An 18681-nucleotide genomic window follows, 5' to 3' on the forward strand; every position below is an offset into this window, starting at 1 on the left:
GTCCGTTGGAAGCTGTTTTCAAAGCGTCACGAGCACAGTCGATCCTGCAGGTACGATGTTGGCATGGTCATCCCTCGACCATGCCAACCCCTCATCAAGCCCGTCCTGCCGGCGTAAAACTTTGAAAGCAGCTTCCGGATGGAAGCGTTGAAACCATCGCACGCGGCCCATGAGGCTGCGCTGCGGATGTGTTTAACGTGTTCCTGCATGCGTCCCGGACTCCCTATTTGGGATCACTGATGAGGGTAATAACTGTGCTTGAAGCCTACCGCAAACACGTAGCAGAGCGTGCCGCCCAGGGTATCGTGCCCCAGCCGCTAAACGCCGAACAAACCGCTGGTCTCGTCGACCTGCTGAAGAACCCGCCGGCCGGCGAAGAAGAATTCCTCCTCGACCTGATCACCAACCGCGTGCCGCCAGGCGTCGACGAAGCGGCCTATGTAAAAGCCGGTTTCCTCTCCGCCATCGCCAAAGGCGAAGCCACCTCCCCCCTGCTCGACAAGAAGCGCGCGACCGAACTGCTCGGCACCATGCAGGGTGGCTACAACATCGCGACACTGGTCGAGTTGCTGGATGACGCCGACCTGGGCGCCATCGCCGCCGAACAGCTGAAGCACACCCTGCTGATGTTCGACGCCTTCCACGACGTTGCCGAGAAAGCCAAAGCGGGCAATGCTCACGCTCAGGGCGTGCTGCAATCCTGGGCCGATGGCGAGTGGTTCAAGAAGCGCCCTACCCTGGCCGAGAAGATCAGCCTGCGCGTTTTCAAGGTAACCGGCGAAACCAACACCGACGACCTGTCGCCCGCTCCCGATGCCTGGTCGCGCCCGGATATCCCGCTGCACGCCCTGGCCATGCTGAAAATGGCCCGCGAAGGCATCGTGCCTGACGAGCAAGGCGCCATCGGCCCGATGAAGCAGATCGCTCAGATGTACGGCGACGGCTTCCCGGTTGCCTACGTCGGTGACGTGGTCGGTACCGGTTCCTCGCGTAAATCCGCCACCAACTCGGTGCTGTGGTTCTTCGGCGACGACATTCCGTACGTGCCAAACAAACGTGCTGGCGGTTTCTGCTTCGGCACCAAGATCGCTCCGATCTTCTACAACACCATGGAAGATGCTGGCGCCCTGCCAATCGAGTTCGACGTGTCGAACATCAACATGGGCGACGTGATCGACGTTTATCCTTATGCTGGCAAAGTCTGCAAGCACGATAGCGACGAAGTGATCACCACCTTCGAACTGAAGACTCCGGTTCTGCTGGACGAAGTTCGCGCTGGCGGCCGTATCCCGCTGATCGTTGGTCGCGGCCTGACCGACAAGGCGCGCGCCGAGCTGGGCCTGGGCCCAACCGACCTGTTCAAACTGCCGGAAGCACCGGTCGACACCGGCAAGGGCTACACCCTGGCGCAGAAGATGGTCGGCAAGGCGTGCGGCCTGCCGGAAGGCAAAGGCGTTCGTCCTGGCACCTACTGCGAACCGAAGATGACCACCGTCGGCTCCCAGGACACCACTGGCCCGATGACCCGCGACGAGCTGAAAGACCTGGCTTGCCTGGGCTTCTCCGCTGACCTGGTGATGCAGTCCTTCTGCCACACCGCGGCCTATCCGAAGCCGATCGACGTCACCACCCACCACACCCTGCCGGATTTCATCCGCACCCGTGGCGGCGTATCGCTGCGTCCTGGCGACGGCATCATCCACAGCTGGCTGAACCGCATGCTGCTGCCGGATACCGTCGGTACCGGTGGTGACTCGCACACCCGCTTCCCGATCGGCATCTCCTTCCCGGCCGGTTCCGGTCTGGTCGCCTTCGCCGCAGCCACCGGCGTCATGCCGCTGGACATGCCGGAGTCGGTTCTGGTGCGTTTCAAGGGCAAGCTGCAACCGGGCATCACCCTGCGTGACCTGGTGCATGCCATCCCTTACTACGGTATCCAGAAAGGCCTGCTGACCGTCGAGAAGAAAGGCAAGATCAACGCCTTCTCCGGCCGCATCCTGGAAATCGAAGGCCTGGACGACCTGACCGTCGAGCAAGCATTCGAGCTGTCCGACGCCTCTGCCGAGCGTTCCGCCGCAGGTTGCACCATCAAGCTGCCGGAAAAAGCCATTGCCGAGTACCTGAAGTCGAACATCACCCTGCTGCGCTGGATGATCAGCGAAGGCTACGGCGATGCGCGCACCATGGAGCGTCGCGCTCAAGCGATGGAAGCCTGGCTGGCCAACCCTGTACTGCTCAGCGCAGACAAGGACGCCGAATACGCCGAGATCGTCGAGATCGACCTGGCCGATATCAAGGAGCCGGTACTCTGCGCACCTAACGATCCGGACGACGCTCGCCTGCTGTCCAGCGTTCAGGGCCAGAAGATCGACGAAGTCTTCATCGGTTCGTGCATGACCAACATCGGTCACTTCCGTGCTGCCGGTAAACTGCTGGACAAGGTCAAAGGGCAGCTGCCAACCCGTCTGTGGCTGTCGCCGCCGACCAAGATGGATGCTCACCAACTGACCGAGGAAGGCTACTACGGCATCTACGGCAAGGCTGGCGCACGCATGGAAATGCCGGGCTGCTCGCTGTGCATGGGTAACCAGGCACGTGTGGAGCCGAACTCGACCGTGGTGTCGACTTCGACCCGTAACTTCCCGAACCGTCTGGGCGATGGTGCCAACGTGTTCCTGGCCTCCGCCGAACTGGCTGCCGTTGCTTCGATCCTGGGCAAGCTGCCAACCGTCGAGGAGTACATGGAGTACGCGGCGAATATCGACAGCATGGCTGCCGATATCTATCGCTACCTGAGCTTCGACCAGATCGCCGAGTTCCGCGAAGCTGCGGCCAGCGCGAACATCCCGGTCGTGCAAGCCTGATGCATCATCGGTAATGAATGAAGGAGCCCCGCTTTATGCGGGGCTTTTTTATGGTGCATCAGACAGAGGCGCACTCATTGCAGTCGCCTGGATTTGAATCGAATATTGCGTGGTTCGACAGCCAGGGATTGGTACATCTCTCACAACCTCCCGAACCGCCGGGTTGCGCCCCCCATGTGGGGAACACCCTATGGCGGCCGCCCCTTATGCCGAGTTCATGTGTCGTCTTCTCCGGCTTTTTGTACGCCAGGAGGATACCGACAAGGCGTCGACGCTGATTGCATGGTGCTCGCTCACGCATTCCCAGCGAGGGCCGCGCTGAGGTAATACAGGCCGGCCAGTGCAACGCCACCCGACCCGAAGCGCCGCAGTGCCATCGAAAGGCGTGTTTGCCTGGCATTTCCCAGGAACTGGCTATGCGTCACCTTGAGAAGGACGAACAACGGCAGCAACAGCACCTGATGACCGAGTTCGACGCCGAGGCTGAAGCCCAGCAGTGCATACAAGATAGTCTCTTTGGGCATCTGCTGCATAAGGTCGAGCAGGCCGCCGGCGAAACCCAGGCCGTGGAACAAGCCGAAGCAGAAGGCCACGGCCAGCCGGGCACGCCCATGTGTCGAGGCCGGCCAGAAGAGGTTCTGCAGCGCTACGACGACGATGCTGGTGGCGATCAGCGGTTCCACCACCATCGCAGGCAGGTGTACCCAGCCCAGCGCGGCCAGCGTCAAGGTGATCGAATGCGCGAGCGTAAAGGCCGTGACCACCTTTAGCAGTTTCCAGAACGTCGCTGCCGCAAGTGCCAGGGCGGTGGCGAACAACAGGTGGTCGTAGCCGGTGAGGATGTGGTGGACGCCGTGCCAGAAGAAGGTGCCGATCACCGGCTGGCGCTGTTCCATGCCCGCCCCCAATACGGAAGCGCCGCCGACCGTGAAATCCAGCCGGTAGCTGGACTGGTCGGAACTGCGCTGTTGGCCACGGATGTGGACAGCCGGATCGCTCGGCATCAGGGCGTTCACCAGATAGACGACTCTGGCGCTCGGGTGGCGCTGCTCCAGCGTGAGCCGGTAATCGCCATCACTGGATGACAGCTCGGCACGGAGCGCGAACGCGATGTCGCCCAGGCCCCAGCGTATGGCCTCGACCGGCGCATAGGCCGAAGATACCAGTCGCAGTGACAATGGGTGGCCATCAATGTCGAGCGCAAGCTCCCCGGCCACCTGCTCCGCATAGGCCCGCTGCTCGACTTCGGAGAGGACGCCATCGCCGTCCGTGTCGATATCGGCAAGTATCGCACCTGCCACCTCCACGCCTGGCGTCAGACGCAGTTGCAGGACAACATGATCTCTTTCGACGCTCACCATTGTGGCGTGCAGGTATTCGTCCAGCCGGTGCGCCGGCGCGGACGCGCTCCAGCAGGCGCACAGGAGGAAGGCGAGCAGCGCCCGCCAGGCTTTCGTCATGGCTGGGTGAGTTGCTGGCCGTAGTCGTTGGTGGGATCGCGATAGACCGTGTGGACGTGCATCGTCGGGTCGCCGCCCACGCCCTGGGGCGAGAATTCGATGACCAGCTTCGGCCCCTGGATGCGGTAGTAGGCGCTGCCGTTCCTGCCCGGCTCATGAGTGGTCGGGCCGCTCCAGGCGAACCAGGTGTCGTCCAGCCCGGCGCGGATCTCGGCCATGCGCGGCGCGGCATAGGCGTCGCCCACGATGCCGGCCCATTCGCCGATCAGGTCGAGCAGCAGCGCGCGCTGGCGCTCGTCCATGGCCGATGCCTTCAGGCCCTCGGGCACGATGGTCTCTGCGCTGCTCCCCGGCCCGAGCACCAGATCGCCCACGCGGTAGTCGAGAATGGCCTGCTGACGCTGCGGGTCGTCCAGCGCCCCTAGCAGCGCGAACGCCTTGTCGTTTTCCCCGGCGAGCACGCGGACGGTTCTGCCGCCCACCGTATAGACGGACGGCTGGGCGCCGGTGAGGGTCGGCGTGAGCACGCCGCGTGCACCGATGATCACCACGTTGAGGCCGAGGTGGTGTCCACCGAACTGCACCATCCACGGCGCGCTGGCGCTTGGCGTGCCGAAGATGCCGAGGGTGTAGTACGCCGTGCCGGAGGCGTAGTTGGTGCCGCCTTCGGACAAGGCCTGGTCGGAGCCCATGATGTCCAGCACCTTCTGGTAGCCCTGGGGACTGAGCAGCGTTTGCAGCAGGTGCAGCGCCGCAGTGCGCTGGGCGTCGTTCAGGTTGCCGAGCTGCAGGCCGGGGCGTGGCACGTCGCTGACCGGATAGTTGGACCAGACGGCCGCGCCATACTGCTCGCCGACAAAGCCGCCGGCCGGCCCCATGCCGGAACCACCGCCGCCTGCCCCGCCCTCAGGCCGCTGGCCAGGAGGACGCCCCGCTTCTCCTGCACGAGAATCCTGACCACCATTATCCGATTCGTCCGGCTGCGGCTCGCTGCGAGCGAATGTCGCGGTGGTCGCGCTCTTTTGCGGCGTGAAAGGGAATTGCACCTTCGCGCGCTGCTCGGCATCGAGTGCGCTCAGGAAGGCGGCCGTTGCGGTCACCACAGCCTGCGTTTGCTCTTGTGCCGTGATCGGCACCACGACGCCAGTGGAAGAGTCGGCCGCCCAGCCCTCGCTGCCGAGGGCCGCACCGGTCAGCATCAGGGCCGATACGATGCATGTCAGTTTGCCCATTCTCGATACTCCCCTTGAATTACTTGTGCTGCCGGAAGATCCATTCACGGATGGGCTCGATGCTGTAGGCGATACGCCAGGTATTACGGTGCCCGCTTGCACCTGCGGCCGACTGCCCCGGGGGAATGACGGTGCCCTTGGCGAAGGTTACGTAGTTGATCGGGCTTCCCTCGGCGTCAATCTTCTCGAAGGCGGCGCGATATTGATTGGCCGACCAGGTGCCGTCCCAGGTGGCGCGACTGATCCTGGCGCCCTCGTTCTCTAGAACTTCGACGATAGCATTCTGCCCGGGATAGGCCTTGTCGTCGTCCTGCGACACAAGGATCCACAGCTTCTGCCGGGCCAGCGGCTTCACCAGCGCCGGATCCCATTGGCCGGCGACCAGGAAGGACGCGGCAAAAAAATCCGGGTACTTGATATCCATCGCGATCGACATCATGCAGCCGCCCGACTGGCCGGTGGTATAGAGGCGCTTGCGGTCGATGCTGTACTGATCCGCCAGCGCCTCGATCAGGTCGATGGTGGTGTCGAGCATGCTGCTGGTCTGCGAGTCGTCGTCGGCGATGATCTCGGCGAACTGCGGCGCCAGCACGAAGCACGGGCGCCTGGCCTGATCCTCAGGGCTGGCCCAGGCGATCGCGCCCAGGCCCTGAAACAGAGTCGTTCGCGTCACGTCGCTGGTCGCGCCGGCATCGTGCATGAACAGCACCAGTGGATAGGACTTCGCATCGTCGTAGCCCTTCGGCACGAACAGGTTGTAGCGTAGAGTCTTGCCCGTATTCGAGTCGTGGAACTCCAGTTGCCGGAAATCGTCGACGACCAGGTTGCGAGCGGCCGTCGTCGCCAACGTGCCTGCACCGGGCGCCACGAGCGTGGTCTGGGCGGTCTTGTAGACCGTGTCGTAAGTCGGGATGTCACCCGCGCCGCCGGGGCCGCGCCGGTTCTGGCCATCGGTTTGCCCGCCAGCCTGGCCGTCTTGCGATTGCAGCGTTTCGGCCAGGAGCGTATGGGTGTCCTCGGACGACAGGGTGACGATGACGAAACGGCCAGTATCCGTCCGGCTCGCCGGGTCAGTGGATGTGCTGGCGAAAACGCCAGTGACCGTGCGACCTTCGACCCGGAAGTCGGCGGCAGACAGATCCGCAGTCTTGACCGGTTTGGCGTACTCCACCGCAACAGCGGTCAGGCGAACGCCATCGCCGAACACCTGAGTGATGGCGGTGGCGCTCCTGGCCTGTCCCGCGTCTTGTTTCGCCAGGGCCGGCGCACCGATCGCCAACAGCGCTCCTGCGCTGGCCCCCATGATCAGAAACTCCCGACGTGTCCGCATCTTCATTGACTTTTAACTCCCGTCTCCGTGCATCTGTTTCAGCTTGTCGATGATTGCCTCAGCCGCCGCTTCAGCGGCGCCTCGGGCATTAGGGCGAGCTGGGCGGCTCGTTGGTATAGCGATCGTAGCTTTGTGCATCCGGCATGTACTTGACCGTGCCATCGCCTTTCGTCGCCAGCATAGTGGCGGATAGGCAGAGTCAGCGCGACTCTTCGCACCGGGTCGGTAGCCGAAACCGGTGCGGCCTGAGTGGTCATTTCCATGTGCGCGCGTTTTATCTTCAGCGTCTGTCCGGACATCGATTCGAATTTCATGGGCAACACGCACGATTCTGCCACCAGTCCCCTTCCTGACCGCATGCATCATGCCCTGCCCCTCCGTCCTCATTCGCTGGCGTCGGCTCCGCCGCCGAATACCTTGTACAGGGTCACACGGTTGCTGGCTTCGCTCAGGCGAAGGGTGATCAGATCCTGCTGCGCACTATAGAGCGTGCGCTGCGCGGTCAGGGCCTGAAGAGAGCTGTCCACGCCATTGCGGTAGCGCGCATCGGCCAGGGTATAGCCGCGCCGGGAGGCGACGACCAAGGCACGCTGCGCATCCAGGCGCTCGTCCAGGCGGGCGCGCTCGGCCAGGACATCGGCCACTTCGCCGAAGGCGGTCTGGATCGCCTTCTCGTACTGGGCCACGGCGACATCGGCGGAGAGCTCCGCCGCGTCCAGCGAGGCCTGGAGCGCACCGGCCTGAAAGATCGGCACGCTGACGGTGGGAATGAACGACCAGGTTCGCGTACCGGCATCGAACAGGTTCGACAGGGCGCTGCTGCCGACGCCCACTGTCGTGGTCAGCGAGATGGTTGGAAAGAAGGCCGCGCGCGCGGCGCCGATATCGGCATTGGCGGCTTTTAGCACGTACTCGGCAGACAGTACGTCGGGGCGCTGCAGCAGCACCTTCGAGGAGAGGTCGGCGGGCAGCGGAGCTAGTACCACTGCGGCTTCGGCATCGTCGGTGTCAGGCAGAAAGCGGTCGGGGACGGGGGCGCCCACGACCAGCTCGAGCGCATGGCGTGCCTGCTCCAGCGCGGTGGCGTAGGTGGCGACGTCGGCCCGCGCGCTTTCCACGCTGCCCTGGATGGAAGCCAGGTCGACGCCGGAGGCCGCGCCTTCGCCATGCAGGAGCTCGGTGAGCTGCAGCGTCCTGCGCTGGCTCTCCAGGGTCTGCTGCGCCAGGGCCACGCGCTGGCGGTAGGCGCCCACGCTCAGCCAGTCGCTGGCGACTTCGGCCAGCAGGCTCATGCGTGTGTTGCGCTGGGTTTCGGCAGTGGCCAGGAAGGTCTGCGCGGCCTCGTCCTGCAGGCTGCGGATGCGCCCGAACAGATCCAGTTCCCAACTGCTGAAGCCGACCGTGGCCGAGGCGCTGCGACTCACCGCCGCGACTCCGCTGCTGCTGGCGGCCGCACTGCTGCGTGCGGCCGTCCGGCTGAGCGTCGCGTCCACCGACGGCAGCAGGTCGGCGCTCTGGATGCGGTACTGCGCGCGCGCCTTCTCGATGTTGAGCAGCGCCACGCGCAGGTCGCGGTTGCTCTGCAGCGCCTGGGCGATCACCTGGCGCAGGCGCTCGTCCAGAAACACCTGGCGCCAGTTGAGTTCCGTCACCGGCATCGCGTCCGCAGCGGCCGGCGGGGCGTCGCGGAACTGCGCCGGCACCGGTGCGGCGGGCTGTACGTAGGACGGCGCCATGCTCGCGCAGCCGGCCAGCGCGGCGGCGCAGAGAACGGCCAACGCCAGGCGAACCGGGCGCGGGGAACGCCGGGTGACGGACGGCCTGGTCATTCATTCACCTCCGTCGGCGCAGCGGGCTGGCTCTTGCGGCCGGGAAACAGACTGCGCACGATCACGTAGAACAGCGGCACGAAGAAGATGCCCAGCACGGTCGAGGCCAGGGTGCCGCCGAACACGCCGGTACCCAGCGAGTGGCGCCCAGCGGAGCCGGCGCCGCTGCTGACCATCAGGGGCAGCACGCCGAGCAGGAAGGCCATCGAGGTCATCAGGATCGGCCGTAGGCGCAGGCGCGCAGCCTCCAGTACAGCCTCGACCAGTGGCTTGCCCCGCTCCTCCAGTTCCTTGGCGAACTCGACGATAAGGATGCCGTTCTTGGCCGCCAGACCGACCGTAGCGAGCAGGCCCACCTGGAAATACACGTCATTGCTGAGTCCGCGCAGCGAAGTCAGCAGCAGCGCGCCGCCGACACCGATAGGCACGGCCAGCATCACCGAAAACGGGATCGACCAGCTCTCGTACAGCGCCGCCAGACAGAGGAACACGAACAACAGCGACACCGCGTACAGCAAAGGAGCCTGCGCCCCGGCCTGCTGCTCCTGGAAGGACAGGCCCGACCACGCATAACCGAAGCCGCCCGGCAGTTGCTGCACCAGCCTGACTATCTCAGCCATCGCCGTGCCCGAGCTGACGCCCTGGGCCGGTTGGCCACTGATCTCCATGGCGGCGATGCCGTTGAAGCGCGCCAGCGATGCCGGAGCGTAGCTCCAGCCGCTGCTGGCGAAGGCCGAGAATGGCACCATTGCATCGTCGCTGTTGCGCACCGTCCAGCGGTAGACATCCTGCGGCAGCATCCGCGCCTGCTCCTGGCCCTGCACATAAACCTTCTTGATCCGGCCGCGGTCGACGAAGTCGTTGACGTAGGTGGCCCCGAACGCCGTGGACAGGGTGGCATTGATGTCGCTCTGGGTCAGTTTCAGCGCGCCGGCCTTGGCATCGTCGATCTTGATGTCGAAGGTCGGCGCATCCTCCAGGTTGGCATAACGCACCGCGCTCAGCGACGGCTCCTGCGCGGCCAGCGCCAGCAGCTTCTGGCGCGCGTCCACCAGGGCTTCGTGGCCGGCGCCAGCGAAATCCTGCAGCTCCAGGGTGAAGCCGGTGGCCTGGCCCAGCCCCGGAATGCCCGAGGGCGCGAAGGCGTAGATCTGCGCATCGGGAAAGCGCCCGAGCATCGCTTCGCTGATGCGCACGCCGATATCGGTGGCACTGGCCTCGCGCTCGCTCCAGTTCTTGAGCCGGATGAAGGCCATGCCGGCGTTCTGGCCGCTGGTGCCCTGGCTGAAGCCGGCGACCGCCATGACCGTCTCGACCTCCGGCTGCCCGCGCACGTAGTCCGAGACCTCGGAGATCACCTGCTGCGTCTTCTCCTTGGTCGCGCCTGGCGGCATCTTCAGTTGCACCATCAGCGTGCCTTGATCCTCCTCGGGCAGGAAAGAGGTCGGCAACTGCCAGAACTGCAGGCCCAGCACCACCAGCAGCACCAGATAGACCGCCACGCCCGCGCGGCGGTGGCCAACGACGCGCGCCACGCCGCGTTGGTAGCGCTCGGCACCCTGATCGAATCGGGTATTGAACCCTGCGAAGAAGCGACCGAGCGGCCCGCGCCGGGTAACCTGCCCGGGCGTCAGCAGCGTGGCGCACAGCGCTGGCGTCAGGGTCATGGCCACGAGTACCGAAAGGATCATCGCCGAGGCGATGGTCACCGAGAACTGGCGGTAGATCACCCCGGTGGAACCACTGAAAAACGCCATGGGCAGGAACACTGCCGTCAGCACCAGGGCGATGCCGACCAGCGCGCCGGTGATCTGGCCCATCGATTTGCGCGTGGCCTCGCGCGGCGGCAGTCCTTCCTCGCGCATCACCCGCTCGACGTTCTCCACCACCACGATCGCATCGTCCACCAGCAGGCCGATCGCCAGTACCATGCCGAACATGGTCAGGGTGTTGATCGAGTAGCCCAGCAGCGCCAGCACGCCGAAGGTGCCCATCAGTACCACCGGCACGGCAATCGCCGGGATCAGCGTCACCCGCCAGTTCTGCAGGAACAGATACATGATCGCCAGCACCAGCACGACGGCTTCGACCAGGGTCTTGACCACCTCCTCGATGGAGATCTTCACGAACGGCGTGGTGCTGGAGGCCACGTGGTAGCTGATTCCCTCGGGGAAGTAGGACTGCAACTCCTGGAGCCTGGCCTCTACGGCCTCCGACACCTGCATGGCGTTGGCGCCGCTGGCCAGCTCGATGCCGATGCCCGCGGCCGGCTTGCCGTTGAACGTGCTGGTCATCGCGTAGTCCTCGCTACCCAGCTCGACGCGGGCGACGTCGGACAGGCGCACCACCGCGCCGTCGCTGTCGGACTTGACGACGATCGCCTTGAACTGCTCCGGCGTCTGCAGTCGGCTGCGCGAGCTGATGGTCGCGTTCAGCGCCTGGCCCTGCGTCGCTGGCAACGCGCCGAGCTGCCCGGAAGACACGTCGGCGTTCTGCGCCGTGATCGCGGCCGTCACGTCGGAGGGCATCAGCGAATAGGTGCGCAGTTTCTCCGGATCGAGCCAGACACGCATCGAATACTGCGAGCCCATCACCTGCACCCGGCCAACGCCGGTGACGCGGCTGATCGGATCCTGGAGGGTGGACACCATGAAGTCGGCAATGTCGGTGCCACTCAATCTGCCGTCGTCGGAGGTGAAGGCGAGCACCTCGAAGAAACTGCCGCCCACCGACTTGCTCACCGTGAGGCCCGTGCTTTTGACCACATCGGGCAGCATCGCCTCGGCCTGCTGCAACTTGTTCTGCACCTGCATCTGCGCCACGTCCGGGTCGGTGCCGGCCTTGAACGTCAGTTGCACCTGCGCGCTACCGGCCGCGTTGCTGCTGGCGGACATGTACATCAGATTGTCCAGCCCGCTCATCTGCTGCTCGATGACCTGGGTGACCGAGTTCTCCACGGTCTGCGCCGAGGCACCAGTGTAGGTGGCGCGGATCGAGATCGTCGGCGGCGCGATGTTCGGGTACTGCTCCACCGCCAGGTTGAACACCGCCAGCGTACCGGCCAGGGTGATGACGATGGCGATGACCCAGGCGAAGATGGGGCGGTCGATGAAAAAGCGTGACATAGCGCCTCCTTAGCTCGGCTGATCGGTTGTCGGGAGAGGCACTCCAGTAAGATCCGGCGCCGGGGCCGCCACCTCGTGCGTCTTCACTGCCTGACCCGCCTGTACCTTGCTGCCACCTTCGACCACCAGTTGCTCGCCGGGCTGCAGGCCCGCGCTGATGATCCACTGATCCTTCTGCGCATCACCGGTCTGCACCATGCGCTCGATGAGCCTGCCGTCGTCGCCGACCAGCTTGACCGTCGCCTCGCCCCTGGTATTGCGGCCGACCGCGCTCTGCGGCACCAGGATCGCCTTGTCGTTGATCGCCACCGGCAGGATGGCGCGCACATAGGCGCCCGGCAGCAGCAGGCGATCCGGGTTGGGAATCAGCGCACGCGACACGACGTTGCCGGTGCCGGTATCCACCGAGGTGCCAACGAATTCCAGCGTGCCGCTGTGCTCGTAGAGGCTGCCATCCTCCAGCTGGATCTGCACCGGCACCTTGCCGTCCAGCGAGGTGAGCGCGCCGCTGTCGAGCTGCTTGCGCAGCGCCAGCAGCTCGGCGCTGGACTGGGTGACGTCGACGTAGATCGGGTCGAGTTGCTGGATCGTAGCCAGCGCCGTGGTCTGGCCAGCCGTCACCAGCGCGCCGGGCGTATAGACCGAGGCGCCGATGCGGCCGTCGATCGGCGCGCTGACGCGGGTGTAGTCGAGGTTGATCCTGGCCGTCTGCAGCGCGGCCTGCGCCACCATCACCGCCGCCTCGTTCTGGCGCAGCGTCGCGACGGCCTCCTCGAGATCCTGCTGGCTCACCGCGTCCAGCTTGGCCAGGTTGGCGTAGCGCTGCGCCTTGGGCCGCGCCGACAGCACCGCCGCCTGTGCCTGGGCCAGGGCGCCCTTGGCGTTGTCGTAGGCGGCCTGGTAGGTCGCCGGGTCGATCTGGTACAGGATCTGTCCGGCCTTCACGTCCTGGCCTTCGGTGAACAGGCGCTGCTGGATGATGCCGCCGACCTGCGGCCGCACGTCCGAGACCATGTGGGCCACCGTGCGTCCGGGCAGGGTCTGATGCATGGCCAGCCGCTGTGCACGCACCGTCCAGACTCCGACTTCCGGCGTCGATGCAACCGATACCGGTTCGGGCGAACAGGCAGCCAGCAGCAGTATCACCGGCAGAAAACACAGGTGCTTAAACAGTGGACGAGGGATCGGAAAGAGCATGCGCAATATCCTCGCAATCGCGGGAAACAGATAATGAGCGGCATGCTGGAGGAGGAATGTGCAGCGAATATGGAGTTTGCGATCCAGTCGCAACTCTTCCTTGTTCCCCGGCCTGGCAGCATGGTCGAATACGGCTTTGCGCCCCTACTCTGGCCACCCACCCTATGAAAATCGGCATTACCGCCAAACTCTTCCTCGCCGTGATCGCCTCCTGCGCCATCGTACTGCTGGTCAATGGCGTTGCGGCGCACGTCAGTTTCCAGCGCGGCTTTCTCGGCTATCTCAACGAGCAGGGCATGGAGCGCATGGAGACGGTGCTGCCGCGCCTGGAGGATACCTATCGCCAGCACGGCAGCTGGGACTTCCTGCGTGGCGACCTGGAGGCCTGGTTCGCGCTGATGCGGCCCGCCCCCGATCCGGCACGGGCGCTGACCGGCCCGCCGGTGTCCGACCAGACCGGCGCCGTGCCGCGCTTCGCGCTGCTCGACCGTACGTACGCCCGGGTCGTTGGCAACCCTGGCGCCGACCGGGAATCGCTGTTGCGGCCGGTCGTCGTCGACGGGAAAACGGTGGGCTGGATGGCGATGGTACCGTTCCAGAAGGCCGTCGCCGCCGGCGACGTGCGCTTCTACGAAGCCCAGTTGTACACCTGGTGGCTGATCGCGGCCTTGTCGGTCGTCGTGGCGGCCCTGCTCGCCGGCCTGCTGTCGCGCATGCTGCTGCGCCGCGTGCATGGCCTGGCCTCGGCAACGCACCGCCTGGCGGCCGGCGACTATGCCATACGGGTAGATGCCGGCACCCGCGACGAGCTCGGCGGGCTGGCGCGCGACTTCAACCAGTTGGCCCAGGCGCTGGAGCACAACGAGCGCACGCGGCGCCATTTCATGGCCGACATCTCGCACGAGCTGCGCACCCCGCTGGCCGTGATGCGTGCTGAACTCGAAGCGATCCAGGACGGCATCCGGCCCATGGCGCCGGCGTCGCTGCAGCCGCTGGGCCAGCAGATCCTCCAGCTCGGCAAGCTCATCGACGATCTGCACGACCTGTCGCTGACCGACGTGGCCGCCCTCACCTACCGGCATGAGCCGATCGACCTGGCGACCCTGCTGGAGGCGATGCTGGCGACGCTGGAACCGCGCTTCGCCGGCGCCGGGCTGCAACTGCGCCGGTGCATGGCCCCTGGCGCGTACCCGATCCACGGCGACGAACGCCGGCTGCAGCAGCTGTTCGGCAACCTGCTCGAGAACGCCCTGCGCTACACCGATCGCGGCGGCATCGTCGAAGTCGGCTGCGAACGGCGCAACGGCCGTTTCCTCGTCACCTTCGACGACAGCCCGCCGGCGGTGGACGCGGACAAGCTGCCGCGCCTGTTCGAGCGCTTCTACCGCACCGAGGCATCGCGCAACCGCGAAAGCGGCGGCAGCGGCCTCGGCCTGGCGATCTGCCGCAACATCGCGCAGGCGCACGACGGCAGCATCCGCGCCGACGCCTCGCCGCTCGGCGGCCTGCGCATCACGGTCGATCTGCCGGAGGCCGCATGACGGCCGCGCCGCCAGGAGGGCGGATTCTCATCGTGGAGGACGAGCCACGGCTCTCGGCGGTGCTGCGCGACTACCTGCAGGCGGCCGGCTACAGCTGCCAGCAGGTCTTCGATGGCGCCGATGCCGTGCCGGCCTTCCGGCAGCAGCAGCCCGACCTGGTGATCCTCGACCTGATGCTGCCGAACCGCGACGGCATCGACATCTGCCGCGAACTGCGCAGGCTGTCCGACGTGCCGGTGATCATGGTCACGGCCCGGGTCGAGGAGATCGACCGCCTGCTCGGCCTCGAACTGGGCGCCGACGACTACGTCTGCAAACCCTTCAGCCCGCGAGAAGTCGTTGCACGCGTGCACAGCGTACTACGGCGTCACCGCCACGTGCCCGAAGCCGTAGAATCCACACGGGGATTGTCTATCGACAATGCTGCCTGCCGAGCGTGCCTGCACGGGCACGACCTCGGGCTCACGCTGGTCGAGTTCCGCCTGCTGCGCACCCTGGCGGCGCAGCCCGGCCGGGTCTATTCACGCGATCATTTGATGAACCAACTCTACGACGATCACCGCATCATCACGGATCGAACCATCGATAGCCACGTGAAGAACCTGCGTCGCAAACTCGGCGACGTCGGGGAAGAGTGGATCAGGTCAGTCTATGGTGTCGGCTACCGTTTCGAGACATGACCGGGAAGGGTCTCGCCACGCGCGCATGGCCCGGGATCGGGACGACGGCATTGAGCAGCCCCTCATAAGGCGCCTCATGCAGGGTACAGATCGCTCAGCGTGACGACACCCAGAGTACGCAGCGAATATCGACAGCATGGCTGCCATCTACCGCTACCTGAGCTTCGACCAGATCGCCGAGTTCCGCGAAGCTGCGGCCAGCGCGAACATCCCGGTCGTTCAGGCTTAAGGCTTCACCCCCGTTGAAAGCCCCGCCTGGTGCGGTTTTTTATGGCCAGTCATCCCTGGTCGCCACCCTTGGGGCGTCGTAGAGATGCCCTGGCCGCCGCGATGAACAGCAATGCAGCCCCAGGGCCTCGAAAGAGGCACAGAAGAACCTGACGCTGGAGTTCTCCAGGCGTGCCCGAGGCGTGGCTATCTGGGCGGCGCTGGCCAGCCTGGGCCGCAATGGCCTGCGTGAGCTGATCGACCGACATATTCGCCAGGCTGGATACCTGGCCGAGGCACTACGCACAGGCGGCTATCAGGTGCTCAACCGGGTACGCCTCAATCAGGTACTGGTACGCGCCGACTCCGACGAAGAAACCGCCGCGATCCTAGAAACGGCGCAGGCGTCAGGCGAAGTCTGGTTCGGCGCGACCATCTGGCAGGGCCGCCCGGCCTTTCGCCTGAGCGTCAGTTCCTGGCGCACCACGGATGGCGATATCGAAACCCTCATCGCCCTCCTGTTGCGCCTGAAAAATGCCTGAGCGCCCGCTCACTGATCGGCCAGCATCTGTTGGAGCAGCGTGAAAGACGCATCCACACGCGCTTCGAGCGGCACGTTCCGGTTGGCGAGAAAGACCAGGCCAATGTCCTCATCGGGGATGAAGGCGATATAGCCGCCAAAACCATTGGTCGAACCGGTCTTGCCGAACAGCACGCCATGCTCGGAGGTATCCCTGGCGCTCAAGCGGCTGGCCGGCTGACTGTCGAGGGCGAAGGCCGGTGCATTGCCGGCTAGAAGACGCTCGCGGGAAACAGGCCAGGGATAGCGTTCCCAGACCATGGCCTGGGTGAACTCTGATGTTCGGGTAATGCCCTGGTGCGTCGTCGCAATAGCAGCGGAAAGCTGCTCGGGTAACGCCACCGCGCCCAGGTTGATGTCGACGAAACGCAGCATGTCGTCGATATTCGATTTCAAGCCGTAGGCTTCAGCATCGAGCATCCCCGGATTGACCCGGGTCGCCGTATTGTCCTCGCGCGCGTAGCCATAGGCGTAGCGCTTCATCTGCGTGGCAGGCACCTCGACATAGGTATCCTCAAGCGTCAGGGGCTGCAGCACGTTGTCGTGAAGCGCCTGGGCATAGGGCTGCCCGAATGCCCTGGCCGAAATCCGCCCCAGCATGCCGATACTGACATTGGAGTAGGAACGTTCGTGGCCGATGCCTGCAACCGGCTCCCACTGCTTCAGCCAGGTCATCAGGCTGGCGTCGTCCCTGGCCTCATCCGGCGGCTGCAATGGCAGGCCGCTGCTCTGGTGGCTGGCGAGATCCATGAGGCTCAACGCGCCGAACGGGCGTCTGTCCAGTTCGGGGATATGCGCGGCCACCCTGTCATCGAGCGACAACAGTGAACGTTCCTGCGCAAGCGCCGCCAGGGTGGCGTTGAAGGTCTTGCTCATCGAGCCCAGCTCGAACAGCGTGTCGGACGAAACCGGAATGGCTGCCGCTCTGTCTGCCATGCCCTGGGTGTACACATGATGCTTGCCCTTCCAGGTTACGCCGACAGCCAGGCCCGGAACGTCGTACTTGGCCATCAGAGGCTTGAATACCTCAGCCGCCCGCGTCTGAAACGCCTGCTCCGACATGGCGACGGCCGGAAGCGAGGCGGCCAGGCTGGCGGTGAACAGGCCTATGGCGATATATCCATGATTCATCTTCGTTGCGGCTCTCCGTTTCGTTGTGATGCGACACTCGCCTCCTCTCTGCTTAGTAGAGCCTGTTCAAAACGAGTGTCGGTGTTCGAGTCGAAGCCAAGGATATCGTTTCATGCCAAGCCATGGGCCACTGACGCAAACCTCGCACAGAGCCTCTCGACAAAGCCTGCGGCTGGCCTTATTGTCGCGCCAGGCCACCGCAGTGGCCTACGTCGCTCGGACGGTTCCGGGCGCTTACGTTCTTCGAGGAAAGCATGGCTGACCAAGCTCCGCGCCGCTTTGCGCGCATCGATCGTCTCCCCCCTTACGTTTTCAACATCACCGCTGAACTGAAGATGGCCGCTCGCCGCCGTGGCGAGGACATCATCGACCTGAGCATGGGCAACCCCGATGGCGCGACGCCGCCGCATATCGTGGAAAAGCTGGTGCAGGTCGCTCAGCGTGACGACACCCATGGTTACTCCACGTCCCGCGGTATCCCGCGCCTGCGCCGGGCGATCTCGCGCTGGTACCAGGATCGCTATCAGGTCGACATCGACCCGGAAAGCGAAGCCATCGTCACCATCGGTTCCAAGGAAGGCCTGGCGCACCTGATGCTGGCCACCCTGGATCATGGCGATACCGTGCTGGTGCCCAACCCCAGCTACCCGATTCATATCTACGGTGCGGTGATCGCCGGCGCCCAGGTGCGCTCGGTGCCGCTGGTGCCTGGCGTGGACTTCTTCATCGAGCTGGAGCGGGCGATCCGCGAGAGCATTCCCAAGCCGAAGATGATGATCCTGGGCTTCCCTTCCAACCCCACCGCCCAGTGCGTGGAGCTGGATTTCTTCGAGCGCGTGGTGGCCCTGGCCAAGCAGTACAACGTGCTGGTGATCCACGACCTGGCGTATGCCGACATCGTCTACGACGGCTGGAAAGCCCCGTCGATCATGCAGGTGCCGGGCGCCAAGGACATCGCCGTGGAGTTCTTCACCCTGTCCAAGAGCTACAACATGGCGGGCTGGCGGATCGGCTTCATGGTCGGCAACCCGGAGCTGGTCAACGCCTTGGGGCGGATCAAGAGCTACCACGACTACGGCACCTTCACGCCGCTGCAGGTGGCGGCCATTGCCGCACTCGAAGGCGACCAGCAGTGCGTGCGCGACATCGCCGAACAGTATCGTCAGCGCCGCAACGTGCTGGTCAAGGGCCTGCACGAACTGGGCTGGATGGTCGAGAACCCCAAGGCTTCGATGTACGTATGGGCGAAGATTCCCGACGCTTACGCCCACCTCGGTTCTCTGGAGTTCGCCAAGAAGCTGCTGGCCGAGGCCAAGGTCTGCGTGTCGCCGGGCATCGGTTTCGGCGATTACGGCGACGATCACGTGCGCTTCGCACTGATCGAAAATCAGGATCGTATCCGCCAGGCCGTACGCGGCATCAAGTCCATGTTCCGGGCCGACGGGCTGATCGAAGCGACACCCGCGAAGGCTCCGCGCAAGGCAGCTGACGCGTCCTGAGTGAAG

Annotated in this window: 12 protein-coding genes; 5 read left to right on the plus strand and 7 right to left on the minus strand. The window is 64.9% G+C overall.

The genetic code is table 11. The features are described 5' to 3' along the window. Positions 1–239: 239 nt before the first annotated feature. Positions 240–2864: a bifunctional aconitate hydratase 2/2-methylisocitrate dehydratase gene (gene acnB, locus DNK06_RS14200; RefSeq protein ID WP_423228059.1), complete on the plus strand. Its 2625-nt coding sequence runs from the start codon at positions 240–242 to the stop codon at positions 2862–2864. A gap of 293 nt (positions 2865–3157) precedes the next feature. Here the strand turns inward: acnB and DNK06_RS14205 are convergent, their stop codons facing one another. The 6 genes from DNK06_RS14205 to DNK06_RS14230 all read right to left on the minus strand — a co-directional run bounded on the left by DNK06_RS14205 (position 3158) and on the right by DNK06_RS14230 (position 13037). Further along, positions 3158–4324 (minus strand): HupE/UreJ family protein, encoded by a 1167-nt coding sequence (locus DNK06_RS14205; RefSeq protein ID WP_131180642.1) that lies wholly within the window; start codon positions 4322–4324, stop codon positions 3158–3160. Beyond that, the gene (locus DNK06_RS14210; RefSeq protein ID WP_131180643.1) at positions 4321–5556 is read right to left on the minus strand and encodes a DUF3500 domain-containing protein; all 1236 of its coding nucleotides are present in this window, start codon (positions 5554–5556) and stop codon (positions 4321–4323) included. The genes DNK06_RS14205 and DNK06_RS14210 overlap by 4 nt, the downstream gene beginning before the upstream one ends. 19 nt (positions 5557–5575) lie before the next feature. Next, positions 5576–6892 carry a carboxylesterase family protein gene (locus tag DNK06_RS14215; protein WP_207389987.1) on the minus strand — a complete coding sequence of 439 codons (1317 nt, stop codon included), beginning with the start codon at positions 6890–6892 and terminating at the stop codon, positions 5576–5578. Between the two features lie 377 nt (positions 6893–7269). Then, positions 7270–8715 (minus strand): efflux transporter outer membrane subunit, encoded by a 1446-nt coding sequence (locus DNK06_RS14220; RefSeq protein ID WP_131180644.1) that lies wholly within the window; start codon positions 8713–8715, stop codon positions 7270–7272. Beyond that, complete coding sequence (locus DNK06_RS14225; RefSeq protein WP_131180645.1) at positions 8712–11840, minus strand: efflux RND transporter permease subunit; 3129 nt, start codon at positions 11838–11840, stop codon at positions 8712–8714. Before DNK06_RS14225 ends, DNK06_RS14220 begins: the two co-directional genes overlap by 4 nt. 9 nt (positions 11841–11849) lie before the next feature. Beyond that, positions 11850–13037 carry an efflux RND transporter periplasmic adaptor subunit gene (locus tag DNK06_RS14230; RefSeq protein ID WP_131180646.1) on the minus strand — a complete coding sequence of 396 codons (1188 nt, stop codon included), beginning with the start codon at positions 13035–13037 and terminating at the stop codon, positions 11850–11852. 164 nt (positions 13038–13201) lie between these two features. Between DNK06_RS14230 and baeS the strand changes: the two genes are divergently transcribed. From baeS to DNK06_RS14245, 3 genes are all read left to right on the plus strand, one after another. Next, positions 13202–14578 (plus strand): sensor histidine kinase efflux regulator BaeS, encoded by a 1377-nt coding sequence (baeS, locus tag DNK06_RS14235; RefSeq protein WP_131180647.1) that lies wholly within the window; start codon positions 13202–13204, stop codon positions 14576–14578. After that, positions 14575–15258, plus strand: a complete 684-nt coding sequence (locus DNK06_RS14240; RefSeq protein ID WP_131180648.1) for a response regulator — start codon at positions 14575–14577, stop codon at positions 15256–15258. The genes baeS and DNK06_RS14240 overlap by 4 nt, the downstream gene beginning before the upstream one ends. 410 nt (positions 15259–15668) lie before the next feature. Further along, a complete protein-coding gene (locus DNK06_RS14245) occupies positions 15669–16007 on the plus strand; it encodes a hypothetical protein (protein ID WP_242674671.1) in 339 nt (112 codons plus the stop codon). 8 nt (positions 16008–16015) lie between these two features. Here the strand turns inward: DNK06_RS14245 and ampC are convergent, their stop codons facing one another. After that, positions 16016–17176, minus strand: coding sequence for a class C beta-lactamase (ampC, locus tag DNK06_RS14250; RefSeq protein ID WP_131180649.1), 1161 nt, complete (start codon positions 17174–17176; stop codon positions 16016–16018). A gap of 254 nt (positions 17177–17430) precedes the next feature. On the opposite strand from ampC, the gene alaC reads away from it, so the two are divergent. Beyond that, on the plus strand, positions 17431–18675 hold the full coding sequence (alaC, locus tag DNK06_RS14255) for an alanine transaminase (protein ID WP_084303342.1): 1245 nt from the start codon (positions 17431–17433) through the stop codon (positions 18673–18675). Positions 18676–18681 lie beyond the last annotated feature (6 nt).

The sequence above is a fragment of the Phytopseudomonas daroniae genome (assembly GCF_004327285.1).
Classification (GTDB): Bacteria; Pseudomonadota; Gammaproteobacteria; order Pseudomonadales; family Pseudomonadaceae; genus Aquipseudomonas; species Aquipseudomonas daroniae.